The organism is Thermosynechococcus sp. TG215, assembly GCF_031583455.1.
Lineage (GTDB): Bacteria > Cyanobacteriota > Cyanobacteriia > Thermosynechococcales > Thermosynechococcaceae > Thermosynechococcus.
In genome coordinates this window covers 2,290,357-2,315,085 of record NZ_CP134178.1, presented here as the reverse complement: position 1 = coordinate 2,315,085, position 24,729 = coordinate 2,290,357, and the positions used below count along the sequence as shown (strand labels likewise).

The following is a 24,729-nucleotide window of genomic DNA, read 5'->3' as shown; positions in this document are numbered from 1 at the left end:
TTCCTCGTATAGACTATGCGTTCCCTTTATTTTTGGCAATGATCGCCTCAGCCACATTACGGGGGACTTCCTCGTAATGGCTAAATTCCATCGAGAAAATTCCCCGACCTTGGGTATTCGAGCGAATGTCAGTGGCATAACCAAACATCCGTTCGAGAGGGACTTTTGCCGTCACTTTGGCAATGCCATTTTCCACGGTTTGTCCCTCAATTTGACCGCGACGGGAAATGAGGTCTCCCATCACTGTCCCAAGGAATTCTTCTGGAACCTCGACCTCGACCTTCATCATTGGCTCCAGCAGCACCGGATTGGCTTTCATTACTGCCTCTTTAATGGCCATGGAGCCAGCAATTTTGAAGGCCATCTCTGAGGAGTCAACCTCGTGGTAGGAGCCATCCACTAATGTGACCTTGAGGTCAATCACTGGGTACCCTGCCAAAATCCCCGATTCACAGGCTTCCTTCATCCCCTGCTCAGCGGGTGGAATGTACTCTTTGGGAACGACACCACCAACAATTTTGGAGACAAATTCAAACCCAGTACCGGGTTCGGCAGGCTCTACTTCAATCACAACGTGACCATACTGGCCTTTACCGCCACTTTGACGGATAAACTTGCCTTCGGCACGGACGGGTTTGCGAATCGTTTCGCGGTAGGCCACTTGGGGTTGGCCAATATTGGCTTCCACTTTGAACTCCCGCTGCATCCGATCCACAAGGATCTCGAGGTGCAGTTCCCCCATCCCCGCAATTACGGTTTGGTTGGTTTCAGGATCAACGCTGACGCGGAAGGTGGGGTCTTCCTCAGAGAGGGCTTGCAGGGCTTTGGAGAGTTTTTCCATGTCCTGCTTGGTTTTGGGTTCCACAGCCACGGAAATCACTGGCTCTGGAATGTACAGCGATTCAAGAATCACGGGCGAGCTTTCATCGCAGAGGGTATCCCCCGTGAAGGTTTCCTTCAGACCCAAGGCAGCTCCTAAATCGCCGGCTCGCAGTTCATCTACTTCAATCCGCTCATCGGCTTTGAGCACAATCAAACGAGAAATGCGCTCTTTCTTGCCCTTAGTGGCATTGAGGACATAGCTGCCTTTTTTGAGAACACCAGAATAAACGCGCACGAAGGTGAGGCGGCCATAGGGATCCGACATGATTTTGAAGGCTAATGCCGCTAGGGGTTGATCATCGTCGGCAGCCCGCTCTACCTCTGTGCCATCGGGCAGATGACCTTTAATCGCTGGAATGTCAATGGGCGCTGGCAGATAGTCCACCACGGCATCAAGGAGCAATTGCACGCCTTTATTTTTGAAGGCGGAGCCACAGAGCATCGGCACAATGGTGCCAGCGATCGCCCCTTTGCGTAGGGCGGCGCGGATTTCCTCTTCTGTGAGTTCTTCCCCCTCAAAGTATTTTTCCATGAGGGCATCATCGGTTTCGGCAACTGCCTCGATGAGCTTGGTGCGATACGCTTCCGCCAGTTCAGTCATCTCGGCAGGAATTTCAGTGTCTTCGATTTCCTTGCCAAGGTCGTCTTTGTAGATTTTGGCGCGCATCCGCACCAGATCAACGATGCCTTTGAACTGATCTTCAGCACCAATGGGCAACTGAATCGGCACAGCATTTGCCCGCAGGCGATCGCGAATCTGGTCATAGACTTTGTAGAAGTTTGCCCCAGTGCGATCCATCTTGTTGACAAAGACGATGCGCGGGACGCTGTAGCGATCGGCTTGCCGCCACACGGTTTCTGACTGGGGTTGCACACCACCGACGGAGCAGAATACCGCAATCACCCCATCGAGAACCCGCATGGAGCGCTCCACCTCAATCGTGAAGTCCACGTGGCCGGGAGTGTCAATAATATTGATCTGGTGGTCTTTCCAAGAGGTGCTGATGGCGGCGGCTGTAATGGTGATGCCCCGCTCCCGCTCCTGTTCCATCCAGTCGGTAACCGTGGTACCCTCGTGCACTTCGCCAATTTTGTGCACCACACCGGAATAGAAAAGAATACGTTCAGTTGTGGTTGTTTTACCCGCATCAATGTGAGCGGCAATCCCGATGTTTCGCACTCGCTCTAGCGGGGTCGTCCGTGCCACAGCTACCTCCTTGTTTGTTGCATTACGTTAGAATTCTTAAATAATTGTATCCAACTCTTGAACCGTGTGACGGTTTAGTAGCGATAGTGGGCAAAGGCCTTGTTGGCTTCTGCCATTTTGTGGGTTTCTTCCCGTTTACGAATGGTGCTGCCGGTTTCGTTGGCGGCATCCATCAATTCATTGGCCAGCTTGGCGGACATCGAACGACCGGCTCGTTTGCGGGAAAATTGCACTAACCAGCGCAAAGCCAAGGCGACGCCGCGATCGGGACGAACTTCCATCGGCACTTGGTAGGTGGCACCCCCCACACGGCGGGCTTTCACTTCCACTAGGGGCGTTGCATTTTTTACTGCACGTTCAAAAATTTGCAGAGCATCCTCGCCGGTGCGCTCCTGTACGGTTTTCATCGCGTCATAGACAATGCGGCTGGCAAGGGATTTTTTGCCATTGAGCATAATCCGCTGGATTAACATATTCACCAGCACGTTGTTATAGACGGGATCAGGGGCAGTAGGCCGTTTTTGAGCGCGAGTGCGACGAGACATAGGTGTTTGCTGTTTGCTCTAGTGAAGTTTAAGATTTCAAGGGTGGACTCAAGGAGATAGGAGAACGGAAATTACTTCTTCTTGCCGGTAGCAGCAGCCTCACCGGGTTTGGGACGCTTGGCACCATACTTGGAGCGACCTTGTTTACGGTCTTTGACGCCAGCGGTATCCAACGTGCCACGGATAATGTGGTAGCGCACACCGGGCAAATCTTTAACCCGACCGCCGCGAATCATGACCACAGAGTGCTCCTGCAAGTTGTGGCCAATTCCCGGAATATAGGCGGTGACCTCAAAGCCAGAGGTGAGACGTACCCGTGCCACTTTGCGCAGGGCAGAATTGGGCTTTTTGGGGGTTGTGGTATAAACCCGTGTGCATACCCCACGCCGTTGGGGGCAGCTTTTGAGGGCAGGAGATTTTGTTTTCTTTTTCAACAGTTCCCGCTCTTGGCGGATCAGTTGCTGGATGGTGGGCATTGCTGCTTACGTTAATTTCACCGAACTTCTAGTGTATCGAGGTAGCCGTGGCGTTGTCAATGCTGTTGTGCCGTTGCGCAGTGCCTCTCAGTGTAATGGCTCACTAAGGTCAGGCTGGCGATCGCGGCGGTGACGGCTCTCAGGGTACGCCGCCCCAAGGAAAATGCTTGCCAACCAGCGGCCAAAACTTGCTCCACTTCTGAGGCTGTCCATCCCCCCTCGGGTCCGATCGCCAGATAAATTGGCTGAGATAGATTCATTTGGGGCAAGCAGTCCCACAGGAGCTGTGAGGCATTCAAACTGGCAATGTAGCCCTTGGGGGTGAGGCTGACCATTTCGGCAACGGAGAGGGGATCACTGAGGGTGGGGACATAAAGACGCTCACTTTGCTCGGCGGCCTCTTGGAGAATGCGCTGCCAACGCTGGTATTTATTGGCACTGGGTTGCAGGAGCGATCGCGCTGTTTGAATCGGAATAATACGCTTGACCCCCAATTCCGTTGCCTGTTGCAGCACTTGCTCAAAGTTTGCCACCTTCAGTAGAGCTAGACAGAGAATAATTTCTACACTGAGCTCCGTCTCTTGCTTTTCAGCTTCCAATAATTCGACAGTCTGCCCATTCACACCAAGCGTGCCCCGCCATCGCTGTCCTTGGCCATCCAAAATCGAGATGACATCGTTATCTTTTAAGCGCAGGACATGGCGGAGATAGTGGACTTGCTCAGGAGTGAGCCACACCTGTCGGTCTTGGATTTGTGAGGGTGAGACGACTAACCGCTGGGGCGATCGCATGTAATGAGAGTCTCGTCAAACTCTTTAAGCACTGACAGGCTTAGTAGCTTCCATAAACAGAGAGTCGGGTTTGCGCACTTGGCCATCAACCACATCTAAGTTGTAACGGGAAAAGTCTGGAATGCAACTCTCAAAAGCAGAGACTACACGACAGTCGTGAAAACCACAAGCTTCAATCAAGAGTTTGAGAGAGTAGCCATCGTACATCCACAGATGCACTTCACCACTTAAGCGAAACAGCCCCACACTAAGGGCATCCACTCCTCGTTTTCCAAGAATTGGCCAAACTAAAATTTTCGCGAGTAACTCACGGGGATGACGCAGTGGTCTCAGTATTTTTTTGAGAAAGCTCTTAGCTGTTTGCGGTTGTTGAACTACCTTGAAGAAATTTTCAGCTTCTTGGCCAATGCGAGATCGGACAAAGTCAGGATTGGGAATATTTGGATTTAGGAGATAGGCCGCCATTGCGCCACCCCTGTGATGGCGAACGAGTTGATCTAAAAGCTCTAATTTAAGCCATTCATAGTTGGCAGGTTCTGTTTGCCTGCCATCTCGTAACGCATCGAGTTCAGCTAAGTAGGCACGAGTGGTTTGCTCTAAGTCGGGAACTACTATCCGCAGAACACCATTCGGCTTCAATACTCTATAGGCATCGCGTAGAAAGTTTTCTGCTTCTTGGCAACTCAGGTGCTCGAGAACGTGGGAAGAGTAAACAGCATCGACTTCTCCTTCCTTAAAAGGTAAACCTCGGCGAATATCCCAGCGTTTTACGCCCGCCACCGCTGGTGCCACATCAAAGTTAAGCCACTCTGGATGGAAAGTTTGACCACAACCAACATTAACTAGTTTTAGGGACTGAGACTGCATAGCCACTCCACCAATGTGCGCACAGGGTAGCCCGTCCCACAGGGATTATTGTAGCCATCCTCTTTTTCAGCCCAAACAGGACCGGCAATGTCAAGGTGTGCCCAAGGGGTGTGATCAACAAATTGCTGAAGGAATAGGGCGGCGGTAATTGATCCGGCCGATCGCGGACCGGTGTTTTTCATATCGGCCACTTGGGACTTCATGCCCTCAAAGTATTTATTTTCAAGGGGCATTTGCCAGAATTTTTCACCGGAGCGATCGCTGGCCTTTTGCAGAGCTTGCGCCAATTCTGAATTGTTGCTCCAAAGACCGGCAATATTATCCCCTAAGGCAACAATACAGGCACCGGTCAGCGTTGCCAAATCAACAATGGCATCTACGCCTAGTTTTTCGGCATAGACCAAGGCATCGGCAAGGGTGAGGCGGCCTTCAGCATCGGTGTTGTTGACCTCGATGGTCTTACCGTTGGAGGCGGTGAGAATATCCCCCGGATGCAGGGCACGGCCACTAATCATGTTTTCAGTGGCAGCAATAATAAAGTGAACTTCAATGCCAGCGGGTTTGAGTTGACCGATGACCTTGGCGGTTCCCAAAACGGCTGCGGCTCCCCCCATGTCCATTTTCATGGTTTCAATGCCCCCTTGGGTCTTGAGGTTGAGGCCACCGGAATCAAAGGTTAACCCCTTGCCAATGAGGGCAATTTTCTTCTGGACATTTCCGGCGGGAGTGTAGGTGAGGTGAATAAATTTCGGCGGTAGATCAGATGCCTGGGCCACTCCCAAAAAGGCACCCATACCCAAGGCGGCACACTCATCGCGCTCCAAAATTTTTGCCGTGAGGCCGTAGGTAGCCGCCAATTGCTGAGCCGTTTCCGCAAGGGTGACAGGCGTCACTTCGTTGGCCGGGGCATTCACGAGTTCGCGCGCCAAAATCACCCCATCACAAATCTGCTGGGCACGGGTCAAGGCCGCTGCTTGCTCCCCACCCAACAGGCTGACGGATTCTGGATAGGGCAGGAGTTTACGAGCTTCGGGATCCGACTTAAAACGCACATCACTGTGGAGGGCAAGGAGAACTCCTTCGGCAATGGCTTGGGCAGCATCCGCCGCCTCTAAAGTCTCATGGGGCAGTGCCATGCCTAATGTTTTTGCACGTTCACGGCGAGCCGTACGGGCAATGGTCGCAGCAGTGCGGCGCAGGGTCTCTAGGTTAAAGTCATCGCGATTCCCCAAGCCCACAAGGAGAAGCTTTTTAATGGGGAAGTTGGGCAATAGGCGCATCAGAAGGGAGGTACCGAACTTGCCTTGAAATTCCCCTTCGTTGATCAGTTCCTGCAATAGGCCGTTGAGGCGTTGATCAAGGGTCGTGTAGGGGTCGGTGAGGGTGAGGGTGCCTTCCGTTTGAAAGACGGCGATCGCCAGTAAGTCCCCCGACCAGTCGGGAATGACTGTAGTAATTGTTTGCAGTTGCATGCCTATCTACGACCCAAAAATCTCTCAACCCCCTTATTTTATCGGCGTTTAGGCCTCAGCAGGAACCCAGACACTGCAAAAATTCAAGGGGCAAGCCATCGCAGTCACGCATAAAGGCGACGTGATAGAGGTGCGACCCAATCACTTGCTGAGTGGGCTTCAGCAGTAGCTCAAAGGGTAAATTCTGTGCCTTCAACGTTTGCGCCACCTGATTGAGCCATGTTTCAAGGGGGTCAGGATGGTCACTGAGATCAAAGGAAAGATGGTAGTAGCCAACATAGTGCTCATCGTGAAAAGGGTCAGCAGCAGGGTGGGGTTCAGGGACTTGCAGAAGTTCAAGGCGGGTGTGCCAGCCCTTGAGCCAACAGGCAAGGGTATAGCCCGTGGTAAAGCGGACATCCATCGTGAAGCCTAGGCATTCATAGAAGGCGATCGCCCGCTGAATATTGGCGGTGCGGATGGAAACGTGGTGCAAGCCCATAGACTACTCCTGTTTTGGCCGCAGCCGTTCCGGAAAATCAATAAAGACCCGCTCACCCGCCCTCAGGCCGCTGATAATTTGTGTTTGATCTTGCCAGCTACTGCCAATGGTGACGGGGCGGAATTTTGGCTGATTGTCTTCACCCACAACATAAACACCCGTTTGACCGCGCTCAACGGCAATGGCCACCGTCGGCACCAGCAGGGCATTGTTAATTTTTTGTCCCAGAAAATCTAAGTCCACATTCATCCCAGAACGCAGCTTCTGCAACCCAGTAACAAGGGAGACCCGCACTTGAAAGAAGGTGACATTTTGCTCCACCACGGCTTCGGGTGCCACTAAGCGTACTCGTCCTTCAAAGGTTTCCCCCGGATAGGCATCGGCACGGATTTCAACGGGTTGCCCCACAAGCACTTGGCCAATATCCACTTCTGGGACTTCGGCAAGAATTTCTAGGCCTTGGGCAATGGCCACAATTGAGGTGGAAGTGGCAGAGGTCGTGGCAGAGGCGGTGGTGGTGGGTGTCACAAAGGCTCCCGGATTGGCGTACTTCTGGGTAATAATCCCCGTAAAAGGAGCGCGAATCACTGTATCTTCGAGGGCAGCACGCGCGGCTTGGACTTGGGCTTGGGCAGCAGCCACGGCCGCTTCCGCTTGACGGATCTCTTCAGTGCGGGAACCCCGCTGTAACAGTTGCAGGCGCTTTTGAGCTTCATTCAGGTTGGCGATCGCGCTATCCCGGTTTGCCTTTAGTTCATCAAGGGTATCGCGGGGAATCGCACCCTCAGCCGCGAGCAATTCATTGCGTTTCAGGCGTTCTTCTGCCAATTGAGCACGGGTGGCGGCTGCTCGCACTTGGGCTTCGGCTTGGGCAATTTCCTCGGCACGGTTACCGGCAACCACGCGATCGCGACGGGCAATGGCATCGGCGAGGTTGGCTTGGGCTTGAGCCAGTTGCGCCTGTTCATCGCGGTTATCCATACGGGCAATGATTTGACCCGCCTTGACCCGATCGCCCTGCTCGACGTAGAGTTCGGCGAGAAGACCTGCCCGTTTTGGACTGATATTGACGGTTTGCACAGGCACCACTTTGCCCGTGGCAGCAATGCGAGCGACTAAATCGCGACTGTCTTGAACGGGTACGGTGTAGCGATCGAGATCAAGGGGCGTTTGGCGCGATCGCCACAGCAGTAGGCCACCACTGCCAATCAAACCAGCAGCAATCACCCCAATCACGAGCGATCGCCAAGGGGAAGAAGGTTTACCAACAAAGGGGATAAACGCTGCCATGAATGCCTTACAGTTCTTGGCCTATTCTAACGTTATGTTACAGTGACCCACCGAATAGCAGCATTGACCGTATCTATTGGTTCCATCTGTCCCTCAATAGAAGCGCAGATGCTATCCTAACCAATACTGTCTATGTCCTTTGCCTATGAATCCTGCACTCTCCCAGATTGGCCAGCAAATGTCCCAACTGACGGGAGTTCGGGCAATCATGAAGGATATTATTGAGACGTTGCGCCTGAATCGCGGTCAAGACCTGATTAACCTGAGTGCAGGTAATCCCCTCATTGTCCCTGAGGTGGAGCAACTATGGCGCGACTGTACCCACGAGCTAATGGCCAGCCCAGAATTTGGCCAAGTGGTCTGCCGCTACGGCACAAGCCAAGGGTATGAACCGCTAATTGCTGCCGTTGTCGATGATTTTAATCGCCGCTATGGTTTGAACCTGACGGAGCGCAATGTCCTTGTCACCCCCGGCAGTCAGGCCATCTACTTCTTTGCTGCCAATGCTTTTGGGGGCTTTAGCGCCAACGGTGAATTAAAGAAAGTCGTTCTCCCCTTGAGTCCAGAATATACGGGTTATGGTGGCGTCAGCTTTACCCCTGATACCGTTGTTGCCTATCGTCCGCGCCTTGAGATTTTTGAAGCGGATCACACCTTTAAGTATCGTCCCGACTTTCAACAACTCCACATTGATGAGACGACTGGATGCGTCATCTTCTCTCGTCCCTGCAATCCGACGGGAAATGTGCTCACGGATGTCGAGGTGCGGCAAATTGCTGATCTCGCTGTCCCCTATGGCGTTCCAGTGTTGATTGATGCTGCCTATGGCCCCCCCTATCCCAGCTTGAACTTTACGGAACTAGCACCCGTTTTTGGCGGCAATATTGTCCACTGCCTCAGCCTCTCAAAAGCAGGACTGCCGGGGGAGCGGGTGGGGATTGCCATTGGCGATCGCGAGATTTTGAGTGTTCTCGAAGCCTTTCAAACCAATGCCTGTATTCATGCCTCGCGCTACGGTCAGGCGATCGCGGCCTTAGCCATTGCCAATGGTGCCCTAGCCGAAGTATCCGTCAATGTCATTCGTCCCTTTTATCAGCGCAAGTTGACAGTTCTCGAAGAAACCCTACGAACTGCTTTGCCCAACGACCTTCCTTGGTTTTTGCATCGCGGTGAGGGGGCGATTTTCGCGTGGCTATGGCTACGGGATTTACCCATGACAGATTGGGAATTATATCAACACCTGAAGCGAGCAGGGGTGATTGTGGTTCCCGGCAGCTCCTTTTTCCCCGGCTTGACCGAGCCGTGGCGCCACAAACAGGAGTGCCTGCGTATTAGTCTCACTGCCAGTGATGAGGAAATTGCCCTTGGCATGCAACGACTAGCCGCCACCATTACACAGGTGTATCAAGAGTTCCCTAGCCGCTCCTATTCTGATGTCCTCGCTTAAGCCCTCCTTCATGGGTGAGTACTTCCTCATTTCTCAATGCGCCGTGACTCCCTCTTTTACCAACTGTTTGCCCAGCTGCCCCAGACACTGTTTGACCTTTTGGGAATCAATCCCCCGCAGGGCTACCGCTTTGACTCTGTGGAGCTGAAGCAAACGGCCTTTCGCATTGATGGCGTCTTTCTGCCTCCTGACCCCTCAGGAACCGTCTATTTCTGTGAAGTTCAGTTTCAGCGCGATAACACCCTCTACGAACGTCTCTTTGCTGAGATTTTTCTCTATCTGCGCCTGTACCGCCAAACTTTCTCTGATTGGCAAGCGGTGGTCATTTATCCCCATCGCCAAGCCGAACAAGTTTCCTTTGAACCCTATGACGTGTTGGTCAAGAGCGATCGCCTGCGGCGGGTGTATTTGAATGAACTGGGGTCACCAGCGGAATTGCCCTTGAGCCTTGCCCTGATGCAGTTGATGGTGGTACCAGAGGCAGAGATGCCCAGAGTCGCTCGATTACTTGCCCAGCGCAGCCAGACCGAAAGAGCGCCAAACTTGGAAGCCATAATAGAGTTAATCACTACCATTGTGCTGTACAAGTTCACCAAGCTGAGTCGGGAGGAGGTGCTGCGCATGCTGGGGTTTACGACGGAGGAGCTGAAGCGGACACGGTTTTACCAAGAGGTCTATGCCGAGGCACAAGAGGAAGGGTTACAACGGGGCTTACGGCAGGGATTGGAGCAAGGATTACAGCAAGGACTGCAACAGGGACTGCAACAGGGATTGCAACAGGGATTACAGCAGGGAGAAGCACTGGTTGTTTTGCGCTTCCTCAGGCGACGGTTTGGGGATTTACCGGCTGACCTTGAAGCAGCAATTCGCCAACTCCCATCCACCCAGATTGAGACTTTGGCAGAGGCACTCCTTGACTTTGCGACCCTGGAAGACCTGAGGGACTGGCTCAGGAATCTCGGTTAGGGAGAATCCTCCTTTAGTAAAGACTTGCAAACAAGCGTGAAGGAGGCTCAAGAATCCTGATACAACAATTGATGGAGTTGCAGCCGAACGTCAACCGATTCCTATGAATATTGCTGTCATTGGCTTGAGTCACAAAACCGCCCCTGTGGATGTGCGCGAAAAATTGAGTGTGCCAGAGGATGTGCGGGAGCGGGCACTGCAACATCTATGCGGCTACGCCCATATTCAGGAAGCGACCATCCTTAGCACCTGTAACCGCTTAGAAATTTACATTGTTACTAGTGACACTGAGGTAGGCGTGCGGGAAGTGCATCAGTTTCTCAGTGAGTGGAGTCATATTCCCCTGCCCCAACTGCGTCCCTACCTCTTTATCCTGCTGCATCAGGATGCGGTGATGCACCTCATGCGGGTGGCTTCGGGTCTGGATAGCTTGGTGATTGGCGAGGGGCAAATTCTCTCCCAAGTGAAGCGCTGTCATCAGTTAGGGCAGCAGTACAAGTCCATTGGGTCTATTCTCAATCGCCTCTTTACGGGGGCGATCGCGGCCGGTAAACGGGTACGCACAGAAACCAGCATTGGGACGGGGGCGGTCTCCATTAGCTCAGCGGCGGTGGAACTCGCCGACCTGCGGTTGCAAAATCTCCAGAACTGCCGCATTGCCATTGTCGGTGCGGGCAAAATGTCCCGCTTGGTGGTGCAACACCTGATTGCCCGAGGGGTGAAAGAAATGAGCATTATCAACCGCTCCTTGGAACGGGCACAGGAACTGGCGCAGCAGTTTCCCGAAGTACGCTTTGAACTCTTTACGATGACAGATCTACTGCCGATTGTGGCAGCAATGGATTTGGTCTTTACGGGTACAGCAGCGACACAACCCCTCTTGGATCGCGAGAATTTAGGGTCAGTGCTCACGGGCGATCGCCCCCTATCAATCATTGATATTTCCGTGCCCCGCAATGTCCATGCCAACGTGACGGAATTGGCCTCCGTACAACTGTTTAATGTGGATGATCTCGAAGCAGTCGTCGCCCAAAACCAAGAGGCGCGACGCCAATTGGCTCAAGAGGCCGAGGGTATCCTTGAGGAAGAATTAGAGACCTTTTTGGCTTGGTGGCACGCCCTAGAAACGATTCCCACCATCCGCAGTCTGCGCCAAAAAATGGAAGCGATCCGTACCCAAGAGCTGGAAAAAGCCCTCTCCCGCTTAGGCAGTGAGTTTGGTGATAAGCACCAAGGGGTCATTGAAGCAATGACGCGCACGATTATTAACAAGATTCTCCATGATCCAACAGTGCAACTGCAATCACAGCGGGATTTAGAAAGTCGTCAACGCGCTATGCAGACCCTCCAAGACTTGTTTAATCTCGAACCCATTGAAGCCTAGGGCCTATGCGCCACGTGGGCGATCGCGGGGAAGCGGTAGTTGTCGCGTGGCTACAAACCCAGCAGTGTCAAATTTTGGCTCAGAACTGGTCTTGCCCTTGGGGTGAGCTGGATATTGTTGCCTGTGATCCGCGGGGGGTGGTGCGCTTTGTCGAAGTGAAAACCCGCCGTTCCCGCAACTGGGATTGTGATGGCCTCGGTGCGATTTCCCCTAGCAAGCAACGCAAACTCATTTTGGCCGCCCAAGCCTTCCTAGAACGTCAGCCCCAGTGGCAGGATCATCCCTGTCGCTTCGATGTGGCCTTGGTGCGATACCAAGCAGGTACCTATCGGCTGCATCAATACTTGGAGCACGCATTTACGCTGGACGCCACCGATTGAGCACTTTACCAACTCAGCAGTTTTTGCAGGCGATCGCGAATCCAGTTAATCGGACGACTTTGATCCGACCCTTGGCGACTCAGTTGCTGAAGCTCCTGTTGATGTTGCGCCAGCACATCCTGACGGCGGGCGATCGCCACCGCAATATCATCGGCAAGGGAAGGGTGTTCTTTTAGCAACTGTTCAAATCCCTCCCGTGGTAGGACAAACAAGACCGTATCCGTCATTGCCATCATCGTTGCTGGGCAGGCCACCCCCAGCATTAGCGACAGTTCGCCAAAGTGCTCCCCCGGATTAAACGTCATCATTGGCTTGAGTTCACCATTCTCCTCATAGACCGCCGCCATCTGCCCCTGCAATACGATGTAGAAGTTACTGATTGCCTCCTGAGCACGGAACAAAATTTCCTTCGCTGCCAAGTGCTTGCGGTAGCCCGATTCGATGAGAAAGCGTAATTGCAAGTCATTCATGCACTGAAAATAGCTCACCTGCTGAAGCAGCGACTTTAAAGAGGGCGTTGCCGGTGCCAAGGGCATGCCTACCGTTTCGGCTGGCTCACTGAGGGGAGAGAGCGCTGGCGCATTGCGGATCCAGATGTCCCGTTGCGGGAAAGGAATCGAGATATTATGCTGCCGAAAGTAATAATCAATCTTGAAATTGAGACTGCTCTTGATGAACACTCGCCGCTCAATGGCATCCGTCCATACCCAGAGTTCAAACTTATAGCTATTCCAATAAAGAATGAGACATTATCCAGCACAATACTTGCGAATCACCTCATCAATCGAACTGTTTGACCCTGCATACATCCGCGCTCGCTTCAACGCACTGAAGTCGTGCTCAATCACATTCAAATCAGGAGAGTATTTCGGTAAAAATAACACCTCGTGACCCGCCGCTTTGACCGCTTCCTGAATCGCCCCTTTCGGATGAATCGGTGCATTATCCATAATCAACAACGAAGGTCTCTTTAATGCCGGCAAACAGTACTGACTCAGCCAGCTCACAAACCCTACCGCATTCAAGTATCCGCAAAACAGCATTGGGGCGATGAAGTCTTTCTGGTGTCTATACCGTCCTGCGACTAAACTCTCTCTTTTCTGACGCTTCCCCGCTCGCTCTCCATAAATTCGTTCGCCTCGCGCTGACCACCCATACTCACACTCTACTCGAGAGTCAAACCCCGTCTCATCGATATAGACTACCGTTTCCTCCCCATGGCTCTCTACCCATGTGTCGAGCTGTTGTTGATACGCTTGCCGCTCTTCTTCACACCGTTCTTGGTAACGCATCTGTTTTTTTTTTCGGGTGATGCCCATCTGGGCGAGGGCATAACTAATGGTGGAAACTTGAACGCCAAATCGCTGGGCACGGTCGATTAAACGGTCATCAGGATGGGCAGCAACATCGGCTGCTAAGGCCGCCCAATCCAACTTCCAAGGACGACGGGGGACAACTGTGGGGGCTAAGTTGTCTCGCTTCAGCCAGCGATGGATAGTGGCGCGGCTCACCTGAAAAATTTGAGTGGCTTCACTGATTTTGCCACCTTGCTTGATGTAGGAGACAACCCGCTCTCGTAAGTCCAAGCTATAGCTCATATTCTTGAGTAACATTCATGACTCTTTGAGTATAGCCTATCCCTCTTGAAAATATCTCACTCCCTTTCGAAATAGCTATAAGGGCAGAATCGCCAAATTCACGGAAAATCACCCGAGGGGCTGGCTCCCTGAGGACATCTGGTTCAGAATGCGCAATATTGAGCAAGACTTCCGTCACCAAAACTGGATCTGTCCCATAGGCCACCCCAATGGCAATATCAATACGACCGCGATGGGTTTCGTAGTACCAATTCAGCACCGGACTATCGGCAAGGTAGGTATTGGGCACCACCACATTTGAACCGTTAAAGGTTTGAATCACCGTGGCTCGCATCGAGACTTCCTGAACGTAGCCGCTGATGTTTTCAATTTCCACAAAGTCACCGACACGCACTTTGCGCTCAATCAGGAGCGTCAGGCCACTGATGAGATTGCGGGTGACATCCTGCAAACCAAAACCAATCCCCACCCCCAAGCCACCAATAATCACCGCTAGGGAATCGAGATTAATCCCCACTGCTTGCAAAACAATAATGTAGCCCAGTGCTCCCCCGGCACCACTCATCACAGTGGAAATGGCCTCACGGTTGCCTAAATCCAAACCAAGGCGGGGTAGGAGTTGATTTTTCAGCACCCCCTTGAAAAAGCGCGCCAAAATGGCAACGAGGATGAGCAACAGCACCACTTGAAACAGCCAACGCAGGGAAATCGTTTCCCGCCCAAGGCGAAACAACGGTGCATCGGCAATACTAACGAACGATGACCACAGTTCAATGACTTGGGATGGCATTCTCCACAGTCTCCTCAGGGGTTCACCAACTTAGACAGTGCCTAAGCTAACCCCCTCACTTTAGCAGGGGGCGATCGTCAACTGAAGGAACTTTCTCGCGCCATTAAGTGGCGATATTTTGGTCATCAAAGGCTTGGGTGCAGCATATCCCACAATAGCCAAAGGGCGATCGCCAAGAGACTACCACCCGTCAGTGTTTGTAATCGCTGTTCCGAGAGGTACTGTGATAGCCAGCGACCAATCAATACCCCAATCAAACTAGTGGTTACTAAGGCCAAAGCTGCTCCCAAAAACACCAACCAAGGGGAGGCAGCGCGGGCAGCCATGAAAAATACAGCAATTTGAGTTTTATCGGCAAATTCAGCCAAAAAAACGGTTAAAAACGCAACCCCGAACTCTCGCCATGGCAACGCGCGCTTAATCACCGACTGCCCTCTAGGCGTCCGTCATTTCCTCAACCGTCTCGGTGGTTTTCGTCTCTGGGCGATTCTCCGTATTTAGGCGGCGGCTGTAGCGACCCGAAGAACGCTTGCGAAACTTGCGAGCATAGGCTTGGTTACGAAGAGCTTTTTCTTTCTTGGGATTGCGGCGTTTGGCCATGCTTACCTCAATGGTGGGGTGGTCTCAGCACTCAACAAAAATTAAGGACAGAAACTTTATTCTATCGGAATTTCTCCCCTAGCACAAGAAGCCTGTGATCGAAAAAACTGTGACTATACCCCCTCACAAAAATGAGAAACCCCCTAAGCTTTCACCTAGGGGGAGGAGGAGTCTTGTTCTGGCAGAAAGTTGCGAATTTAAGGGACTACTTGGTTTCCGAAAACTCAGCGTCAATCACTTCGTCACCACCACCACTGCTACCGCTGCTGCTGGAGCCAGTTCCATCACTGGACTGCGCACTTTGATAAACACTGGAGCCGACGCTGTAGAGGGTTTGTTGCAGATCCTGCATCAGCGATTTCACCCGTTCAAAATTAATGGATTCAATGGGTTTTTTCTCGGCTTCAGTGCCGATTTCCGAGCGCAGGTTAGCAATGAGGGCGGTGAGGCGGTCTTTATCGCTGGTGGAGACTTTATCCCCCAACTCACTCAACTGTTTCTCCGCTTGGTAGCAGAGTTGTTCCGCTTGGTTTTTGGTCTCGATTTTCTCGCGTTTCGCTTTATCAGCAGCGGCATTCATTTCCGCTTCGCGCACCATGCGCTCCACTTCATCCTTAGGCAGCGTTGAGGCGCCGGTGATGCTAATGGACTGCTGTTTGCCAGTGCCTTTGTCGCGAGCAGTGACGTTGAGGATACCGTTGGCATCAATATCAAACGTGACTTCGATTTGGGGCACACCGCGGGGTGCCGGCGGAATGCCATCCAAACGGAAGGTACCGAGGCTCTTGTTATCGGCGGCCATTTCCCGCTCCCCTTGCAGGACGTGGATCTCCACATTGGTTTGACCATCAACCGCAGTAGAGAAGACCTCGGATTTTTTCGTCGGGATCGTGGTGTTGCGGGGAATAATTTTCGTCATCACGCCGCCAAGGGTTTCCACCCCCAAAGACAGCGGTGTGACATCAAGGAGAAGAATGTCTTTCACTTCCCCTGCCAGCACCCCAGCTTGAATAGCGGCACCCACGGCCACGACTTCATCGGGGTTCACAGTCTGGTTGGGGTCTTTGCCCAATAGCCGTTTGACCAGCTCTTGGATGGCGGGAATGCGGGTAGAGCCACCCACCAGTACCACTTCGTCAATTTGATCTTTGCTGAGTTTGGCATCCCTGAGGGCTTGCTCAACGGGTACGCGACAACGGTCAATGAGGTCAGAGCAGAGTTCCTCAAATTTGGCGCGGGTGAGCGTCATGTCGAGGTGCTTAGGCCCATCCTTCGTTGCAGTAATGAAGGGCAGGTTAATTTCCGTTTGCATGACGCTGGAAAGTTCAATCTTGGCTTTTTCTGCCGCTTCTGTCAGCCGTTGCAGCGCCTGTTTGTCTTTGCGCAGGTCAATGCCTTCTTGGGCACGGAAGGATTCAGCCAAGTAGTCCACAATTTTCTTGTCAAAGTCGTCACCACCAAGGTGGGTGTCCCCGGAGGTGGCGAGCACTTCAAAAACGCCATCACCGACTTCAAGGATGGACACGTCAAAGGTACCACCGCCAAGGTCAAAGACAAGGATGGTTTCATTGGCTTTTTTATCTAGGCCATAGGCCAAGGAAGCGGCGGTGGGTTCGTTGATGATCCGCAGCACTTCAAGACCGGCAATTTTGCCAGCGTCTTTGGTAGCTTGGCGCTGCGAGTCGTTGAAGTAGGCCGGCACAGTAATCACCGCTTGGGTGACTTCCTCGCCAAGGTATTTGCTGGCATCCTCTTTTAGTTTGCGCAGGACTTGAGCAGAAATTTCTTCGGGGGCAAACTGTTTGCCAAGGGCGGGGCAATCCAGCTTGACGTTGCCATTGACGTTCAAAACTTTGTAGGAGACCTCGGTGGCTTCGTGGGTCACCTCATCAAAGCGACGGCCAATAAAGCGCTTCACAGAATAGAAAGTATTTTCGGGGTTCATCACTGCTTGCCGTTTGGCAATTTGACCCACGAGGCGATCGCCATTTTTGGTGTAGGCAACAACGGAGGGCGTTGTCCGAAACCCTTCAGCATTGGCAATAACCGTGGGCTTGCCCCCTTCCATGACGGCCACACAGGAGTTGGTGGTCCCCAGATCAATTCCGACAACTTTTGCCATAGCGACGAAAACTCCCTTTGCAGGCTAACTTCGATGCGGGGCACAGCACCCATATTGGGCTTAACCCTCTCTCCTTCCTATAGTGCGATCGCTCCCGCTCTCTGCAAAAGGGGGATTTACCGAACCTACACAGGGTGGTCAGCCGCGTAGGGCAAAGGATCCACAAGCCCTAATTCGGCAAAGGCCGCTAAACGCAATCGACAGGCATCGCAGCGACCACAGGCCTGTTGGCCATCGCTGTAACAGGACCATGTTTTTTCCCAAGGAACGCCGTACTCATTCCCCAGACGAATGATGTCTTTTTTGTGGAGTTCAATGAGGGGGGTGACAATTTCAATGGGCTGGCCTTCACGCCCCTGCTTGGTACCCAAGCGATAGACCTCCTGCATTGCAGCAATATAATCAGGCCGACAGTCGGGATAGCCAGAGTAATCGAGGGCATTGATGCCAATATGAACCGTTTGCGCCCCTAGGGCTTCGGCATAGGCAAGGGCAACACTCAAGAAAATCGTATTGCGGGCGGGGACATAGGTAATGGGAATCTCTTGGCTCATGGTAGCCAGATCGCGATCGCGAGGCAAGTCAATCGTTAAATCAGTCAAGGCAGAGCCGCCCCACAACTGCAAATTCAAGGAGACCATTTGATGCTGAATCACGCCGGCGGCGGTGGCAATGGCGATCGCGGCTTCTAATTCCCGCCGATGGCGCTGCCCATAGTCAAAGGAAAGGGCATAGCAAGCATAACCCAGTGCCTTGGCACGAAATAACACCGTGCTGGAGTCTAACCCCCCTGAGAGCAACACGACGGCCTTTGGTGTCGTCATCATAGCTGTCTATCAAAACCTTTACATTTGGCAATGCTGTGGTAGCATCTTTCTGAAAATGTTCATTCTGTGAGTTGCTACTTACGGCGGGCGATCGCCAACACCAAGCCCTTCCCCGGTTGCGTAGAGGAGTGAAATAACTAGACATGAGTTCTGCCGTCCGTCCCCAGCCCGAACCACTGCGCATTGGCGTTATCGGTGTTGGCAACATGGGTCAGCACCATACCCGTGTTTTGAGTTTACTCAAAGATGTCGAACTTGTGGGCATTTCTGACGTGAATCTGGAGCGGGGCATTGATACCGCTAGCAAATATCGGGTGAAATTTTTTGAAAACTATGTGGATTTACTGCCCCACGTTGAGGCGGTGTGTATTGCCGTGCCCACCCGTCTCCACCATGAAGTGGGCATTACCTGCTTGCGCCACGGGGTACATGTCTTGGTGGAAAAACCGATTGCCGCCAGTATTAGCGAAGCAGAATCGCTCGTCAACGCAGCAGCGGAGTGCCAGTGCATCCTCCAAGTCGGACATATTGAGCGCTTTAACCCTGCATTTCAAGAACTGAGCAAAGTTCTGCGCACTGAGGAAATCCTTGCCCTTGAAGCCGATCGCATGAGTCCCTACTCCGATCGCGCTAATGATGTCTCAGTGGTTCTCGACTTAATGATCCACGATATTGACTTGCTATTGGAACTCACCAATTCCCCTGTGGTGCGCCTAACGGCCGCCGGCAGTCGCTCTGCCAACTCTGGGTATCTGGACTACGTGACCGCCACATTGGGCTTTGCCAACGGCATTATTGCCACCCTCACAGCCAGTAAAGTCACCCACCGCAAACAACGACGCATTGCTGCCCACTGCAAAAATTCCCTCACGGAGGCCGATTTCCTGAAAAACGAGATTCTCATTCACCGCAAAACCACCGCATCGTGCAGTGCCGATCATGGTCAAGTTCTCTACCGCCAAGACGGTCTCATTGAGAAGGTCTATACAAGCAATATTGAACCCCTCCATGCCGAGTTGGAGCACTTCGTCAACTGTGTTCGTGGTGGTCAACCTCCCTCGGTGGGTGGAGAGCAGGCACTCAAAGCGTTGCGCTTGGCCAGTCTCATTGAGCAGTTAGCCCTTGATGGCCACAGTTGGGGACAGTTGGATGCTTCCTTGGCGGCACTGATTCGTTAGCACGCATCGCCCTCGTTTCCTTGCGCTAGGGTAGTAAGTACAGCAGCGAGGGTTGTGTCAATGACGGATCTGGAAGGTTGTGCCTTTTTGGCAGCCCAAGCAAAGGTGAAGTCCTATCTCGCCTACTGGTTTCAGCTGGGCAAACGGCTGTGTATTTGGGGCGGAGCGCATACGGTGCTGCCGCAACCTGTCCTTCAGGGCGATCGCTACAGTCAAGCCTTTGAGGCCTGCTGGGTCTATGTGATCTCTGGTCAGGCAGGAGACTGCTTTCTTGAGGACACGGCGGAGACGATTACGCAACTCTTGAGCGACTGTTGGGACATTACCCCCTGTGCCCGCTGCCAAATGCCTGTGCCTCTACCCTGTCATGGGTTACCCCCTGTACACTGTCCCTGTGCCAGTCTGCCCAATTGGCCGAATTTTGAGTTACCGCTGCCCCGTAGCCCCATTAATCCCCGCACTCACCTATTGTCACTAAAAAAACGCCTCAGTCTTTAATGTGTGGGATTTGCCCCTACCCCCGATTGTTGCCCCTCAATGGCAGGCGCCACACGACAATCTCACCTTGTATTCCCATGCGCTGCATCTTTGGTGGTTAACGCTTCCCCCTGATGTGCCCCGTGAGGTTACCCTGCGCGCCTATTTACGACGCTATCAGCCGAATCTTGGCGAGAAGCCTCTACCGCGTACCGCTGGGGGTAAGCCCTATTTGGATGCTTTGGAATTTAACTGGAGCCATAGTGGTAACTTAGCGGTGTTGGCCGTGAGTGGCCGGGCGGCTGTAGGGGTAGATGTAGAAATATTGCGCCCCTGTCCTCAGCGTTCAGCCATTAGTCGGCGGTTTTTTGGGGCGGCTCTGCAACAAAGGATATTAGAGGGGAGCGATCGCTCGTTTCTACAGGCTTGGACATACTATGAAGCGTGGCTCAAGGCTCAGGGGATCGGGGTATGGCAGCGGACGGCGGCTCAGCCTTTAGAACATTGGGCAGTCAGTTTCCCCGTGGGCGATCGCGCCATTGCCAGTGTTGTTGTGCTAACGCCAACGCCGCTCCAGTGTGTCTTTTTTTGGCCAGAAGTAGTGGGATAAATGAATGTTCACACTTGAAAACGGCGTAGATGCTCCAAGATATTCATCGACGCTTTAACCTGCTACTGCTGACCATGAATAGATGAGATGAGGTTGCCACTCACTGGGGGGCTGTTGGGTGTAGGCTTGGCGATCGAGATCCATCGGTAGGTTGAGCATTGGATCGCTGCCGGTGGCCACGAGAAACTCAAATCCCTTCAGGGTTGGCCATTGGCAAAATTGCCGCAGCAGGGTTTGCACCGCCAAGACATAGGGATGTTCTGGCTGCTGATACCACTGGCGATCGGCCACATGGGGTTGGTCAAAGCCAAAGTGAACAATCAGGTCAGGATGTCCAAAGATGGCCTGCGCAACGGGCCGAGCTTCTTCGCGCACTAGCAAATGGACGCCTGCGGCCAGATGACGTATTTTTTCCAACCGCTCATAGCGATCGCCCGCATCTAATTGCGACTCCTGCCAGCGAAAGGCCACTGTGATCAGGTAAGTTTGTAGCAGTAGATGCCCCAGTTTCTCCGCCTTAGTCGTCAAGTAGGGGGTGTTGTAGGGCGTCGCTTCAATCAGCAGGGGCACCCGATCCACCACTTCGAGGCCATAGCCCTTGAGGCCAGCAATTTTACGGGGGTTATTGGTAATCAGGCGAATCTGCTTCACTCCCAAGTCATTGAGCATTTGGGCGCCAACGCCATAGTTACGCAAATCCGCTGGGAAGCCGAGGTGCTCATTAGCTTCCACGGTGTCCATTCCCAAATCTTGCAGGGAATAGGCACGTAGCTTGTTGACTAGGCCAATGCCACGACCCTCTTGGCGCAGATAAACCACCACACCGCGTCCTGCCGCGTTAATCATTTTCAGAGCCGCTTGCAGTTGCATCCGACAATCGCAGCGCAGTGAACCGAGGGCATCGCCCGTCAAACATTCAGAATGAACGCGCACCAGCACGGGTTGCTCGCTAAACGTGGCAGGATCTCCTTTGACAATGGCGACGTGCTCCGATTGATCGAGGGAATTGCGATAGCCATAGATTTGAAATTCACCGAACTCCGTCGGTAGCTTGGCCACAGCTTCGCGGCGGACAAAACGCTCATGCTGGAGACGATAGCTAATTAAGTCGGCAATGCTAATAATCTTCAGTTGGTGGGTGCGAGCATATTCAATGAGTTGGGGCAGCCGCGACATGGTGCCGTCGGGATTTTGAATCTCACAGATGACCCCCGCTGGGTAGAGACCTGCCAACCGTGTCAGATCGACGGCGGCTTCGGTATGGCCGGCTCGCTTGAGAACCCCCCCAGGGCGCGATCGCAGGGGAAAGACATGGCCGGGGCGACGTAAATCTTGAGGCTGGGTCGTCGGGTCAATGAGGGCTTGAATGGTGCGGGCACGGTCTTCGGCGGAAATGCCTGTGGTCACGCCCCAACGGGCACCGGCATCAACACTCACCGTAAAGGCAGTTTGGTTGCTATCGGTATTTGTTGTTACCATTAAGGGCAAATCCAATTCATCGAGGCGATCGCCCTCCATGGCGAGGCAAATCAATCCTCGGGCATGAACCGCCATAAAGTTAATCATGGCTGGGGTCACACGCTCAGCGGCACCAATGAGATCCCCCTCATTCTCACGATTTTCATCATCCACCACGACGATAACTTCACCCCGCCGCAGGGCATCCAACGCAGATTCAATCGAGTCAAACACAGGCACATCCGCCAAGGCAGTTCCTTCCAGAATTTTTAAGGCTCCTTATTATTAAGTTACAGCCTTTTTCACGAGGATTGGGTGCCCGCAGCACTAGCAGGTAGGATTGCACCAACTTTTCAAGATAGTATTGAACAGCGTACGATCTCCCACGAAAACCCATCTGTGGCTCTTTCCCTTGTGGAAATGCTAAAAACCTCGTCATCATAGTGAAAGGTTTCACCAGCCAATCTGCTGCATGTCTCATCTATTGCTCATACTGGTTATCATTGTTGGCGCGTTAGTCCTCCTAGGGTTAGCGCTTTATCTCCTGTTTCCTCGCAAGTACGAGTCTGCCCGCTCTGTCGCCGAGTCCTATGACGACTGGACCAATGACGGCATTCTTGAATTTTACTGGGGTGAGCATATTCACCTTGGCCACTATGGTTCGCCCCCCCGTCGTAGGGACTTTCGCCAAGCAAAGGCAGATTTTGTCCATGAAATGGTGCGCTGGGCGGGTCTCGATCGCCTGCCGCCGGGGACAACGGTTTTGGATGTGGGCTGTGGCATTGGCGGGAGCAGTCGTATGCTAGCGCGTGACTATGGCTTTCACGTGACGGGAATTACAATCAGCCCTGAACAGGTACGGCGGGCGCGGGAACTCACTCCTGCGGATCTCAACGTGCAGTTTCAGGTGGATGACGCTCTAGCCTTGTCATTTCCAGATGCCAGCTTTGACGTGGTTTGGTCAATTGAGGCCGGCCCCCACATGCCCGATAAACAGCAGTTTGCTAAGGAATTACTCCGTGTCCTAAAGCCGGGGGGGATTCTTGTGGTTGCCGATTGGAACCAAAGGGACGATCGCCAGCACCCCTTGAACCTCTGGGAGCGGCTCATTATGCGGCAGCTCTTGGATCAATGGGCACACCCCGCCTTTGCCAGTATTGAAGGCTTTGCCGAAGCCCTTGCCGCAACGGGTTTAGTGGCTGGAGAGGTGATCACTGCTGACTGGACACAGGAAACGCTCCCCTCGTGGCTAGATTCAATTTGGCAGGGAATTGTGCGACCAGAGGGGCTGATTCGCTTTGGCCTACCGGGGCTAGTAAAATCTTTGCGGGAAGTACCCACCTTTCTGTTGATGCGGCTTGCCTTTGGCATGGGACTGTGCCGCTTTGGCATGTTTCGCGCCGTGCGAGCAGAAGTTCCTGCGGTCTCCCTTGACCCAGCCTCTCAAGTTAACTGCTGATAGATGATTGGATACATCATGCCCCAAATGGCCGGCTGTACATCCTTGAGAGCGTGATCACTGTCCAATTCCACCCGACTCACCCAAGGGCGGCCTTCACAGTAGCGACGACTGGCTTCGATGGGAATCACCTCATCCTGAAGACCATGGAAAATGAGGGTAGGCACAGGCCGCTGCAGCTGGCGATCGTCGTACTCCAGTAAATCCTTGGCAAAGCCATAGCTAAGGGGGAGCAGGCGCTCTTGCGTGTAGTGATACACCTCCAGCACACCCGTTTCTTGCCAGCGGCGGTATTGATCGCCCAAGCGCGGCAGCCAATGGATCGCAAACTCAAAGGCAGGTGCCAGCAGAAACAGTTGCACCACTTGGGAATGCTTTTGCGCTAGCCAAGCAGCCGTCAGGCCACCAAAACTGGAGCCAATCAATGTGACGGGTTCCTCTGGGGCGAGCAGCGCTTCTACCTGGTCAATTTGACGACTTAAGGTCAAATGAAAAAAATCCCCCTGATTGAGATCAGGAATGAGTAGCGGTTGACCGAGTTCCGCAAAGCGATCGCGAAAATACTGAGCTTTACTTGAGCGCGGCGACGAGGCAAATCCATGGAGGTAGAGATATTGCATTGCTCAATAATCCCTTGTGAGGAGCGGACATATTTTTGTCGCACTTTGTCAATAATCTTAACAAATTAGCCCTTTAGCCATAGGTTGTTCAAGGGTGATCATTGAAAATAATTCAGAATGCTGATCAAACAGCTCAACAACAATTCCTTATTTTGAAGGAACTGTTACAGTTTCTCACAACTCGCATCAACACCGCGATTTCAATGCTACGATGCCGTTGAATCTGGCTACAGCCCTTTTCGCAAGGAGGGCAAACGCTCAAAACTGCGAAAGCCCCTATGGGAGAGGATTGCATCCCCTTTATGGTTCCCATATCCAAGAAAAGGGTTGTATCTGGCCGATCTTAAGAATGAAAACGTGAGAGATTGAGGATCGAACGCATGACAACACTCACTGGGCAACCCCCGCTCTATGGTGGCAGCACTGGCGGCCTCCTCAGCGCAGCGGACACCGAAGAGAAATACGCCATCACCTGGACAAGCCCCAAAGAGCAGGTTTTTGAAATGCCGACGGCTGGGGCTGCGGTTATGCGTGAAGGGGAAAATCTTGTTTACCTTGCCCGTAAGGAGCAGTGCCTTGCCCTAGCCGCTCAGCAACTGCGTCCCCGCAAAATCAATGACTACAAAATCTACCGCATTTTCCCCGATGGTGAAACGGTGTTGATCCATCCCAAGGATGGTGTTTTCCCTGAGAAGGTGAACCAAGGGCGTGAAGCCGTCAACTCAGTGCCCCGCTCCATTGGCCAAAATCCCAATCCTTCGCAACTGAAGTTCACCGGCAAGAAGCCCTACGATCCATAGGT

26 protein-coding genes are annotated in these 24,729 nt (G+C 52.9%); 9 read left to right on the top strand and 17 right to left on the bottom strand.

Translation table 11 applies throughout. The features are described 5' to 3' along the window. Window positions 1-13 precede the first annotated feature (13 nt). The 8 genes from fusA to RHJ02_RS11295 form a co-directional block, all read right to left on the bottom strand. Window positions 14-2,089 (bottom strand): elongation factor G, encoded by a 2,076-nt coding sequence (fusA, locus tag RHJ02_RS11330; RefSeq protein WP_310453602.1) that lies wholly within the window; start codon window positions 2,087-2,089, stop codon window positions 14-16. 74 nt (window positions 2,090-2,163) lie between these two features. Next, window positions 2,164-2,634 carry a 30S ribosomal protein S7 gene (rpsG, locus tag RHJ02_RS11325; protein WP_149819525.1) on the bottom strand — a complete coding sequence of 157 codons (471 nt, stop codon included), beginning with the start codon at window positions 2,632-2,634 and terminating at the stop codon, window positions 2,164-2,166. A 71-nt stretch (window positions 2,635-2,705) separates the two neighbouring features. Then, a complete protein-coding gene (rpsL, locus tag RHJ02_RS11320) occupies window positions 2,706-3,110 on the bottom strand; it encodes a 30S ribosomal protein S12 (RefSeq protein WP_149819523.1) in 405 nt (134 codons plus the stop codon). A 56-nt stretch (window positions 3,111-3,166) separates the two neighbouring features. Continuing rightward, window positions 3,167-3,901 (bottom strand): 16S rRNA (uracil(1498)-N(3))-methyltransferase, encoded by a 735-nt coding sequence (locus tag RHJ02_RS11315; RefSeq protein WP_206200246.1) that lies wholly within the window; start codon window positions 3,899-3,901, stop codon window positions 3,167-3,169. A gap of 24 nt (window positions 3,902-3,925) precedes the next feature. After that, window positions 3,926-4,693 carry a methyltransferase domain-containing protein gene (locus tag RHJ02_RS11310; protein WP_310800236.1) on the bottom strand — a complete coding sequence of 256 codons (768 nt, stop codon included), beginning with the start codon at window positions 4,691-4,693 and terminating at the stop codon, window positions 3,926-3,928. 56 nt (window positions 4,694-4,749) lie between these two features. Continuing rightward, window positions 4,750-6,240, bottom strand: coding sequence for a leucyl aminopeptidase (locus RHJ02_RS11305; RefSeq protein ID WP_310800235.1), 1,491 nt, complete (start codon window positions 6,238-6,240; stop codon window positions 4,750-4,752). 55 nt (window positions 6,241-6,295) lie between these two features. Next, complete coding sequence (locus RHJ02_RS11300; RefSeq protein WP_206201696.1) at window positions 6,296-6,715, bottom strand: VOC family protein; 420 nt, start codon at window positions 6,713-6,715, stop codon at window positions 6,296-6,298. Between the two features lie 9 nt (window positions 6,716-6,724). After that, window positions 6,725-8,011 carry an efflux RND transporter periplasmic adaptor subunit gene (locus tag RHJ02_RS11295; RefSeq protein WP_206200243.1) on the bottom strand — a complete coding sequence of 429 codons (1,287 nt, stop codon included), beginning with the start codon at window positions 8,009-8,011 and terminating at the stop codon, window positions 6,725-6,727. A 145-nt stretch (window positions 8,012-8,156) separates the two neighbouring features. On the opposite strand from RHJ02_RS11295, the gene RHJ02_RS11290 reads away from it, so the two are divergent. From RHJ02_RS11290 to RHJ02_RS11275, 4 genes are all read left to right on the top strand, one after another. Beyond that, entirely contained in the window at window positions 8,157-9,458 is a 1,302-nt protein-coding gene (locus tag RHJ02_RS11290) for a valine--pyruvate transaminase (protein ID WP_206200242.1), read from the top strand. A gap of 36 nt (window positions 9,459-9,494) precedes the next feature. Further along, a complete protein-coding gene (locus tag RHJ02_RS11285) occupies window positions 9,495-10,424 on the top strand; it encodes an Rpn family recombination-promoting nuclease/putative transposase (RefSeq protein ID WP_310744564.1) in 930 nt (309 codons plus the stop codon). A gap of 103 nt (window positions 10,425-10,527) precedes the next feature. Beyond that, window positions 10,528-11,808 (top strand): glutamyl-tRNA reductase, encoded by a 1,281-nt coding sequence (locus RHJ02_RS11280; protein WP_149819508.1) that lies wholly within the window; start codon window positions 10,528-10,530, stop codon window positions 11,806-11,808. Between the two features lie 5 nt (window positions 11,809-11,813). Then, on the top strand, window positions 11,814-12,188 hold the full coding sequence (locus RHJ02_RS11275) for a YraN family protein (protein ID WP_206200237.1): 375 nt from the start codon (window positions 11,814-11,816) through the stop codon (window positions 12,186-12,188). Between the two features lie 5 nt (window positions 12,189-12,193). Here RHJ02_RS11275 and RHJ02_RS11270 read toward each other — a convergent pair whose 3' ends face one another. From RHJ02_RS11270 to queC, 7 genes are all read right to left on the bottom strand, one after another. Beyond that, window positions 12,194-12,868: a cyclic nucleotide-binding domain-containing protein gene (locus RHJ02_RS11270; RefSeq protein ID WP_310800234.1), complete on the bottom strand. Its 675-nt coding sequence runs from the start codon at window positions 12,866-12,868 to the stop codon at window positions 12,194-12,196. 69 nt (window positions 12,869-12,937) lie between these two features. Then, window positions 12,938-13,786 carry an IS630 family transposase gene (locus tag RHJ02_RS11265; protein WP_310800578.1) on the bottom strand — a complete coding sequence of 283 codons (849 nt, stop codon included), beginning with the start codon at window positions 13,784-13,786 and terminating at the stop codon, window positions 12,938-12,940. Next, the gene (locus RHJ02_RS11260; RefSeq protein ID WP_310800233.1) at window positions 13,776-14,576 is read right to left on the bottom strand and encodes a mechanosensitive ion channel domain-containing protein; all 801 of its coding nucleotides are present in this window, start codon (window positions 14,574-14,576) and stop codon (window positions 13,776-13,778) included. Before RHJ02_RS11260 ends, RHJ02_RS11265 begins: the two co-directional genes overlap by 11 nt. Before the next feature lie 125 nt (window positions 14,577-14,701). Further along, on the bottom strand, window positions 14,702-15,001 hold the full coding sequence (locus RHJ02_RS11255) for a TMEM165/GDT1 family protein (RefSeq protein WP_206200235.1): 300 nt from the start codon (window positions 14,999-15,001) through the stop codon (window positions 14,702-14,704). A gap of 10 nt (window positions 15,002-15,011) precedes the next feature. Then, window positions 15,012-15,176 carry a hypothetical protein gene (locus RHJ02_RS11250; RefSeq protein WP_011057571.1) on the bottom strand — a complete coding sequence of 55 codons (165 nt, stop codon included), beginning with the start codon at window positions 15,174-15,176 and terminating at the stop codon, window positions 15,012-15,014. Between the two features lie 205 nt (window positions 15,177-15,381). Next, window positions 15,382-17,298: a molecular chaperone DnaK gene (gene dnaK, locus RHJ02_RS11245; RefSeq protein ID WP_310800232.1), complete on the bottom strand. Its 1,917-nt coding sequence runs from the start codon at window positions 17,296-17,298 to the stop codon at window positions 15,382-15,384. Window positions 17,299-17,423: 125 nt separating this feature from the next. Continuing rightward, window positions 17,424-18,125 (bottom strand): 7-cyano-7-deazaguanine synthase QueC, encoded by a 702-nt coding sequence (gene queC / locus RHJ02_RS11240; RefSeq protein ID WP_310800231.1) that lies wholly within the window; start codon window positions 18,123-18,125, stop codon window positions 17,424-17,426. Window positions 18,126-18,268: 143 nt separating this feature from the next. Between queC and RHJ02_RS11235 the strand changes: the two genes are divergently transcribed. Genes RHJ02_RS11235 through RHJ02_RS11225 form a run of 3 tightly spaced genes read left to right on the top strand, consistent with a single transcriptional unit; the run spans window position 18,269 to window position 20,390 of the window. Beyond that, window positions 18,269-19,303, top strand: a complete 1,035-nt coding sequence (locus tag RHJ02_RS11235) for a Gfo/Idh/MocA family protein (RefSeq protein WP_149819497.1) — start codon at window positions 18,269-18,271, stop codon at window positions 19,301-19,303. A gap of 60 nt (window positions 19,304-19,363) precedes the next feature. Further along, window positions 19,364-19,801, top strand: a complete 438-nt coding sequence (locus RHJ02_RS11230) for a hypothetical protein (protein WP_225901575.1) — start codon at window positions 19,364-19,366, stop codon at window positions 19,799-19,801. A 10-nt stretch (window positions 19,802-19,811) separates the two neighbouring features. Continuing rightward, complete coding sequence (locus RHJ02_RS11225) at window positions 19,812-20,390, top strand: 4'-phosphopantetheinyl transferase superfamily protein (protein ID WP_302678331.1); 579 nt, start codon at window positions 19,812-19,814, stop codon at window positions 20,388-20,390. 54 nt (window positions 20,391-20,444) lie between these two features. Here the strand turns inward: RHJ02_RS11225 and ribBA are convergent, their stop codons facing one another. Then, window positions 20,445-22,088, bottom strand: a complete 1,644-nt coding sequence (ribBA, locus tag RHJ02_RS11220) for a bifunctional 3,4-dihydroxy-2-butanone-4-phosphate synthase/GTP cyclohydrolase II (protein WP_225901720.1) — start codon at window positions 22,086-22,088, stop codon at window positions 20,445-20,447. Window positions 22,089-22,320: 232 nt separating this feature from the next. Here ribBA and RHJ02_RS11215 point away from each other — a divergent pair, with 232 nt between their 5' ends. Beyond that, a complete protein-coding gene (locus RHJ02_RS11215) occupies window positions 22,321-23,307 on the top strand; it encodes a methyltransferase domain-containing protein (RefSeq protein ID WP_206200230.1) in 987 nt (328 codons plus the stop codon). On the opposite strand, the gene RHJ02_RS11210 is transcribed toward RHJ02_RS11215, so the two are convergent. Further along, a complete protein-coding gene (locus tag RHJ02_RS11210; RefSeq protein ID WP_310438501.1) occupies window positions 23,292-23,927 on the bottom strand; it encodes a YqiA/YcfP family alpha/beta fold hydrolase in 636 nt (211 codons plus the stop codon). The two genes, RHJ02_RS11215 and RHJ02_RS11210, sit on opposite strands and share 16 nt — an antisense overlap. 380 nt (window positions 23,928-24,307) lie before the next feature. Between RHJ02_RS11210 and RHJ02_RS11205 the strand changes: the two genes are divergently transcribed. Beyond that, a complete protein-coding gene (locus RHJ02_RS11205; RefSeq protein ID WP_149819488.1) occupies window positions 24,308-24,727 on the top strand; it encodes a photosystem I reaction center subunit II PsaD in 420 nt (139 codons plus the stop codon). The last annotated feature ends 2 nt before the right edge of the window (window positions 24,728-24,729 follow it).

Excerpts from the sequence above, each read along its gene's own strand:
- rpsG (WP_149819525.1), bottom strand. The coding sequence starts at position 2,634 with ATGTCTCGTCGCACTCGCGCTCAAAAACGGCCTACTGCCCCTGATCCC.
- rpsL (WP_149819523.1), bottom strand. The coding sequence starts at position 3,110 with ATGCCCACCATCCAGCAACTGATCCGCCAAGAGCGGGAACTGTTGAAA.
- RHJ02_RS11315 (WP_206200246.1), bottom strand. The coding sequence starts at position 3,901 with ATGCGATCGCCCCAGCGGTTAGTCGTCTCACCCTCACAAATCCAAGAC.
- RHJ02_RS11305 (WP_310800235.1), bottom strand. The coding sequence starts at position 6,240 with ATGCAACTGCAAACAATTACTACAGTCATTCCCGACTGGTCGGGGGAC.
- RHJ02_RS11295 (WP_206200243.1), bottom strand. The coding sequence starts at position 8,011 with ATGGCAGCGTTTATCCCCTTTGTTGGTAAACCTTCTTCCCCTTGGCGA.
- RHJ02_RS11290 (WP_206200242.1), top strand. The coding sequence starts at position 8,157 with ATGAATCCTGCACTCTCCCAGATTGGCCAGCAAATGTCCCAACTGACG.
- RHJ02_RS11285 (WP_310744564.1), top strand. The coding sequence starts at position 9,495 with ATGCGCCGTGACTCCCTCTTTTACCAACTGTTTGCCCAGCTGCCCCAG.
- RHJ02_RS11280 (WP_149819508.1), top strand. The coding sequence starts at position 10,528 with ATGAATATTGCTGTCATTGGCTTGAGTCACAAAACCGCCCCTGTGGAT.
- RHJ02_RS11275 (WP_206200237.1), top strand. The coding sequence starts at position 11,814 with ATGCGCCACGTGGGCGATCGCGGGGAAGCGGTAGTTGTCGCGTGGCTA.
- RHJ02_RS11265 (WP_310800578.1), bottom strand. The coding sequence starts at position 13,786 with ATGAGCTATAGCTTGGACTTACGAGAGCGGGTTGTCTCCTACATCAAG.
- RHJ02_RS11260 (WP_310800233.1), bottom strand. The coding sequence starts at position 14,576 with ATGCCATCCCAAGTCATTGAACTGTGGTCATCGTTCGTTAGTATTGCC.
- RHJ02_RS11250 (WP_011057571.1), bottom strand. The coding sequence starts at position 15,176 with ATGGCCAAACGCCGCAATCCCAAGAAAGAAAAAGCTCTTCGTAACCAA.
- dnaK (WP_310800232.1), bottom strand. The coding sequence starts at position 17,298 with ATGGCAAAAGTTGTCGGAATTGATCTGGGGACCACCAACTCCTGTGTG.
- queC (WP_310800231.1), bottom strand. The coding sequence starts at position 18,125 with ATGATGACGACACCAAAGGCCGTCGTGTTGCTCTCAGGGGGGTTAGAC.
- RHJ02_RS11235 (WP_149819497.1), top strand. The coding sequence starts at position 18,269 with ATGAGTTCTGCCGTCCGTCCCCAGCCCGAACCACTGCGCATTGGCGTT.
- RHJ02_RS11230 (WP_225901575.1), top strand. The coding sequence starts at position 19,364 with ATGACGGATCTGGAAGGTTGTGCCTTTTTGGCAGCCCAAGCAAAGGTG.
- RHJ02_RS11215 (WP_206200230.1), top strand. The coding sequence starts at position 22,321 with ATGTCTCATCTATTGCTCATACTGGTTATCATTGTTGGCGCGTTAGTC.
- RHJ02_RS11210 (WP_310438501.1), bottom strand. The coding sequence starts at position 23,927 with ATGCAATATCTCTACCTCCATGGATTTGCCTCGTCGCCGCGCTCAAGT.
- RHJ02_RS11205 (WP_149819488.1), top strand. The coding sequence starts at position 24,308 with ATGACAACACTCACTGGGCAACCCCCGCTCTATGGTGGCAGCACTGGC.